Raw genomic sequence first — 6196 nt, forward strand, 5'->3', positions numbered from 1 at the left:
ACCCCCCCCCACCCCCCCCCACCCCCCCCCCCCCCCCCCCCCCCCCACCCCCCCCCCCCCCCCCCACACCCCCCCCCCCCCCCCCCGCGCCCCCCCCCCCCCCGCGCCCCCCCCCCGCCCCCCGCCCCCCCCCCCCCCCCCCCGCGGTGTTCGTTGTGCGGTCGGTCCCCCGCTTTTCCGGCCCTGACCAGGAGCCCCACGGGAGCGCTGAGAGGACGCTGAGACGTTCTCCCGGTTTCCACGCCCGCCCGGTTGAACCCCGGAGGACCACGGGTCGTGTTCACGGATGCGGCACGATCGCAGGCCCTCGCCCGATGGCGGGCGGTCGCGGACCGGCGTGCCCGCGTTCGCTTTCCGGTGGGAGGTTGTGCAATGGGTGAACGGTGGTGTGCCGGCATTTCCCGGCTGGTCGGGGTGGTGCGCGAAGCCGGCGAATACCGGCTCGTGGTGACCCAGCCGGTAGCGGCGGGCACCTGTCTCTTCACCATCGGCGGTGAAGTGACCGGCACGCCCACCCGCTACACCGTCCAGGTCGGCGCGGGCGAGCACATCGACGTACCGCCGGACTGCGGGAACGACGAGGTGCAGGACCTGTTCTCGTGGCGGTTCATGAACCACAGCTGCGAGCCCACGGTGGAGATCCGCGGCCGGAAGGTGTTCAGCGTCCGCGCGATCGAGCCGTGGCAGGAGATCACCTTCGACTACAACACCACCGAATACGAGATGGTGGAGCCGTTCGCCTGCCGGTGCGGGGCGCCGAACTGCCAGGAGCAGATCCGCGGCTTCCGGTTCCTGCCCGCCGCCGAGCGGGAGCGGCTGCGGCCGCGGCTGGCCGGCCATCTGCTGTCCGTACTCGACAGCGAGCTGGATGACCGTCATGTCGTTGGACATTGAGCCGCTGCGTGGTGCGATCGACGACGACGCGGGCCGGCCGACTTCGCTGTACGAGTACTTCGAACGCGCCGCGAGCCGCTGGCCCGACGCGGTCGCCGTGGACATCCCGCCCTCGGCGGACCGCGCGGACCGGTGCCTGCTCACCTATGCCGAAGCCCGGAGCAAGGCCGGGGCCGCCGCGCGGATCCTGCGCCGCGCCGTCCCGCACAGCTGCGTCGTCGCGGTCCTGCTGCCCCGGACGTCGGAACACCTGTACCTGACCCAGCTGGCCGTGCTCAAGGCCGGATCGGCGTACTTCTGCGTCGATCCCGCCTTTCCGGACGACCAGCTTGCCCATGTGCTCGCCGATTCCGAGGCCGCGATCCTGGTCACCGACGCCGCCGGGGCGGAACGGGCCGAGCGCATCGGCTACCGCGGCGCGGTGCTGCGGGTCGACCGGAAGCTCGACACCACGGGCTGGCCGGTCGCCGCGCCACCCGCGCCGGAGGACCTCGCCTACATCATCTACACCTCGGGCACCACCGGCCGGCCGAAGGGCGTGATGATCCCGCATCGCGGCATCGTCAACCTCGTCGAAGCCGATCTCGCCGAGTTCGGGCTCGGCCCCGGCGACCGGGTCGCGCAGGGCTCCTCGGCGGCCTACGACTCCTCGGTCGAGGAGATCTGGCTCGCGCTGGCCTCGGGCGGCACCGTCGTGGTCGTCGACGACAGCACCGCGCGGCTCGGCCCGGACCTCGTGCCGTGGTTGCGGCGCGAGCGCATCACCGTGCTGGCGCCGACGCCGACGCTGCTGCGGGCGACCGGCTGCCAGGACCCCGAAACGGAACTACCGGAACTGCGTCTCGTCTACGTCGGGGGCGAGGCGCTGCCGGAGGACGTCGCGGAGAAATGGGCGCGCGGACGGCGGATGATGAACGGCTACGGGCCCACCGAATGCACGGTCACCTGCCTGTGGCAGGAAATCCGGCCCGGCGCGCCGATCGCCGTCGGCCGCCCGGTGCCGGGAATGCGGGCGTGGGTGCTCGACGAGCAGCTCGATCCGGTCGCCCGCGGCGAAAAGGGCGAGCTGTGCATGTCCGGCCCCGGTCTCGCGCTGGGTTACTACCGCAACGCGGACCTGACCGCCCGGAAGTTCCCGGACCACCCCGCGCTCGGCCGCGTCTACCGGACCGGCGACCTCGTCCACGCCGAAGCCGATGGGACGCTCTTCTACCACGGGCGCATCGACTCGCAGGCCAAACTGCGCGGCTACCGCGTCGAACTGGAGGCGATCGAGACCTGCTTGTCCCGCTGCCCCGGGGTGGCCGGGGCGGCCTGCCGGGTGCAGGGCGAAGGCGCGGGGCAAGTCATCGCGGCACACGTCGTGCTCACCGACCCGGACGCCGCGCTCGACGTCGAGGGCCTGAAAGCGCGGGTGGGCAAGGAACTTCCGGCGTACATGGTGCCGACGCTGTTCGCCAGGATCGACCGGCTGCCGCGCGGCACCAGCGACAAGCTCCGCCGCGACCTGCTGCCGGTGATCGCCACCGCGGCCCGTCCGGCCGCCGAGCGGGTGGCCCCGTCCGATCCGGTCGAGGCCCTGATCGCGCAGGCCGTCGCGGAGGTGTTCTCCTTGCCGGGAGTATCGGCCGATGCCGACTTCTTCACCGGCCTCGGCGGCAGCTCGCTCCAGGCGGCCCTGGTGATTTCCTTGCTGCGCAAGGATTCCCGCACCGAGACGCTCACGGTGCGGGACCTGTACGAGACGCGGACGATCGCCGGGCTGGCCCGGCGTGCCGCCCCGCCGCCGGTGAGCGATCCGATGACCACCCGGTTCCCGGTGCCCGCGAAACCGGGGCGGCCGATCGGCGTGACCGTGGTCCAGACGCTGCTGCTGCTCGCCGAACTGGCCGCGCTGGCGCCGGCCGGCTTTCTCGTGGTGTTCCGGCTCGTCCCGTGGCTGGCGGGCACGTTCGACCTGGCGACGCTGGTGCTCGCGGTGCCGCTGCTGTTCTTCCCGCTGCGGCTGCTGGCGACCCCGCTGGCGGTGCTGTTCGCGGTACGGGTCAAGAGGATTCTCATCGGCCGCTACCGGCCACTGCGGGCACCGGCGTGGGGCGGGTTCGCGCTGCGCCAGTGGATCGTGCGGCACGCGGTACGGGCGATCCCGTGGCGGGCGATCGCCGGGACGGAGTTCCAGTGCATGGCACTGCGGGCACTCGGCGCGCGGATCGGCAGGCGGGTGCACCTCCACCGCGGCGTCGACCTCGCCCGCGGTGGCTGGGATCTGCTCGACATCGGCGACGACGTCACGCTGAGCCAGGACGCGGCGGTGCGGCTGGTGCAGTTCGATGACGGGAACCTCGTGGTCGGCCCGGTTTCGATCGGGCACGGCGCGGTGCTGGACGTCCGCGCCGGGGTCGGCCCGCACACGCGCGTCGGCACCAACGCCTGGCTCGCTCCGCTGTCGTCACTTCCCAGCGGTGGAGCCATTCCTGACGGCCAGTACTGGGACGGCGTCCCCGCGAAGCCCGTCGCCGCGACCCCTCCGCCACCGACGCCGATCATCCGCGGCAGCTATCTGTCCCCGGTGGTGCACGGCCTCGCGATGATCGCGTGCCGGACGCTGCTGGACTGGCTGTTCGCCCTCCCCGCGACGGCGTCGGCGATCGCGCTGATCCTGGCCTTCGACGTCACCACCTACGACCGGCTGCTCGTGGTGCTGACGACGCCGCAGGCGTTCCTGCCGTTGCTGGGCACGGCGGCGGTCCTGGCCTGTCTGACGCTCGTCGGCACCCTGATGCTCGAAGCACTCGCCGCGCGGCTGCTCGGGCGGATCCGCGCGGGCACGATCAGCCGCTGGAGCCCCGGCTACCTCCGGGTCTGGCTGAAGACCGGGCTGGTCTCCTCGGCGGGCAACTGGCTTTCCGGCGGGCTGTACTGGCCGGTCTGGCTGCGCTGGGCCGGGATGAAGGTGGGGCGCGGCTGCGAGATCAGCACGATCATCGACGTCGTCCCGGAACTCGTCGAGATCGGGAAGGACACCTTCTTCGCCGACGGGATCTACCTCGGCGGCGCCCGCGTCCAGCGGGGAACCGTGGCGCTCGGGCGGGTGCGGATCTCACCGGACACCTTCGTCGGCAACCACGCGGTGATCCGCGGCGGGCAGACGCTGCCGCCGGGCATCCTGATCGGGGTCTGCACGGTGGCCGACGAGCGCGTGATCCGGCCGGGCAGCTCGTGGTTCGGTCATCCGCCGTTCGAGCTGCCCCGCCGGGAAATCGTGGCGAGCGACCGGAAGACGACCTATGAGCCGTCAGCGATCCGGTACGTCGACCGGCTGTTCTGGGAGTGGTTGCGGTTCACCCTCCCGGTGGTTCCGATGGCGATCGGCGTCGCGTGGTTCTGGGCGGTGGGCGCCGCCGCCCGCGTGCTCCCCGCGTGGCTGTTCTACGTGGCTGGCGTGGTGGTGATCACCACGGCGGCCGCGCTGCTCCCGATGCTGCTGGTGCTCTGTCTCAAGTGGACACTGCTGGGGAAGGTCCGGCCCGGCACGCACGCGCTCTGGTCGTGCTGGTGCAGCCGCTGGGATTTCCTTTACGTGGCCTGGAGCCGGATCGGCGCCGGGACGATCTCCCAGCTGGAGGGCACGTTGCTGCTGCCGCTGTTCCTGCGGCGCACCGGGATGAAGATCGGCAAGCGGGTGGTGCTCGGCGACGGGTTCGCCCAGATCGTCGACCCGGACATGCTGGACATCGGGGAAGGCGCGACGGTGAACGCCATGTTCCAGGCACACACGTTCGAGGACCGCGTCCTCAAGATCGACCGGATCGTGGTCGGCGCCCACTCGACGCTCGCCGCGGCCACGGTTCCCTTGTACGGCGCGGAGATCGGCACGCGCACCACTGTCGCCGCGCACAGCGTCGTGATGAAGCACGAGGTGCTGCTGCCCGGCCTGCGGTACGAGGGGGTGCCCACCCGCAAGCAGGACGATTTCACGCCGCTGCGCTACGGCCGTCATGCGCTGGGGATCCCCGCGCACCGGCGGCCCGGCCGCGGTTGGTGACTGTGCGTTGCGTATTTACAAGATTCCGCGGGGTTCGTAGGATTTGCCCGGCCGGACGCCGGATCGTTCGCGTGCCGGCGTGTGGAGGTCTTGCTGATGGCCAACCCGGCCCCCCGTGACGCCGGTGAGCTGCCCACGGTCGCCGAACTGCTGGATCGGTCGGAGACCCGTCCGATGCCCCGGATCACGGACGACACCGTGCCGCCCGGATTCGCCGTGTCCTCACCGGGCTCCGGGGACTTCGGGGACTCGGGGGACGAGCCGCCGGACCGCGGCAGGCCCGCCTGGGCGCTGAAGTTCGCGCTCGGCGCCGGGGCCTTCGTGGTCCTCGCCGGGGTGGGCGTGGTCCTGCTCTCGCCCGGTGACGTGCCGGAGGCCGGTGCGAAACCGGCGCCGCCCGCCACGTCGTCCTCCTCGACGCCGCCCCCGACGTCCGTCTCGGACAGCGGGATGGCGACGCTGAGCGCCTCGTCGGCGCCCACGACAGCCGCGGCCCAGCTCAACGGCACCGAGGCACCCCCGCCGCCGGTCGAGCCGACCGGCCGCGCCGAGCAGAACGGCGGGCGCAAGCCCGCGGCCCCGCCCGCCGCCGACCCGTTCGGCGAGTACATGAGCTCGGTGATCAGCTCGATGCGCCGGGAATACAGCGAATGGCCGCGCCGCTGATTCTCGTGCCTTCGGCTGCGGCCCGGTTAAGCTGATTCGATGACCTCCGAGGACGAACGTTTTCTGCGCGCGGCGATCGAGCTGGCCGCGACGGCACGCAGGCGCGGGAACCCGCCGTTCGGCTCCCTGCTCGTCGGCCCGGACGGCGCCGTCCTCGCCGAGGAACGCAACACCTCGGTCACCGACGCCGACATCACCGCGCACCCCGAATTGAAGCTGGCCCGCTGGGCGGCGCGGGAACTCGGCCCGGCGGACGCGGCGGCCACCACGATGTACACCAGCTGCCAGCCGTGCGGCATGTGCGTCGGCGCGATCGAACGCTCCGGCCTCGGCCGGGTGGTGTTCGCGCTGTCCACGGAGCAGGTCACCGCGCTCAAGCCGTCGGGCGGGTTTTCCCCGGTGCCGCACGAAGGCCCGGCCCTGTACGACGAGGCCAGGGTTCCCGTGGAGGGGTACTACCGGTGAACGGTGGTGGGGGGGGCGGCGGGGGGGGGGGCCCCCCCCCCCCCGGGGGGCGGGGGGGGGGGCGGGCGGCGGGGATGTGGGGGACGAGGAACGACAAAACCAAAAAAGCAGAGGCGGGGGACAGAA

At 72.5% G+C, this 6196-nt stretch carries 4 protein-coding genes; all 4 read left to right on the top strand.

Annotated features, from left to right (window positions below):
• Positions 1-372: 372 nt before the first annotated feature.
• Positions 373-894 (top strand): SET domain-containing protein-lysine N-methyltransferase, encoded by a 522-nt coding sequence (locus tag ACFWX1_RS20075; protein ID WP_378389346.1) that lies wholly within the window; start codon positions 373-375, stop codon positions 892-894.
• Complete coding sequence (locus tag ACFWX1_RS20080; RefSeq protein WP_378389348.1) at positions 878-4939, top strand: amino acid adenylation domain-containing protein; 4062 nt, start codon at positions 878-880, stop codon at positions 4937-4939. The genes ACFWX1_RS20075 and ACFWX1_RS20080 overlap by 17 nt, the downstream gene beginning before the upstream one ends.
• 96 nt (positions 4940-5035) lie before the next feature.
• Positions 5036-5605: a hypothetical protein gene (locus tag ACFWX1_RS20085; RefSeq protein ID WP_378389350.1), complete on the top strand. Its 570-nt coding sequence runs from the start codon at positions 5036-5038 to the stop codon at positions 5603-5605.
• 39 nt (positions 5606-5644) lie between these two features.
• Positions 5645-6070: a nucleoside deaminase gene (locus tag ACFWX1_RS20090; protein ID WP_378389351.1), complete on the top strand. Its 426-nt coding sequence runs from the start codon at positions 5645-5647 to the stop codon at positions 6068-6070.
• The last annotated feature ends 126 nt before the right edge of the window (positions 6071-6196 follow it).

Source organism: Amycolatopsis sp. NPDC059021 (assembly GCF_042739895.1).
Taxonomy (GTDB): domain Bacteria; phylum Actinomycetota; class Actinomycetes; order Mycobacteriales; family Pseudonocardiaceae; genus Amycolatopsis.

What these genes read in the sequence shown, in the direction of transcription:
- ACFWX1_RS20075 (WP_378389346.1), top strand. Translation starts at nt 373, where the DNA reads ATGGGTGAACGGTGGTGTGCCGGCATTTCCCGGCTGGTCGGGGTGGTG.
- ACFWX1_RS20080 (WP_378389348.1), top strand. Translation starts at nt 878, where the DNA reads ATGTCGTTGGACATTGAGCCGCTGCGTGGTGCGATCGACGACGACGCG.
- ACFWX1_RS20085 (WP_378389350.1), top strand. Translation starts at nt 5,036, where the DNA reads ATGGCCAACCCGGCCCCCCGTGACGCCGGTGAGCTGCCCACGGTCGCC.
- ACFWX1_RS20090 (WP_378389351.1), top strand. Translation starts at nt 5,645, where the DNA reads ATGACCTCCGAGGACGAACGTTTTCTGCGCGCGGCGATCGAGCTGGCC.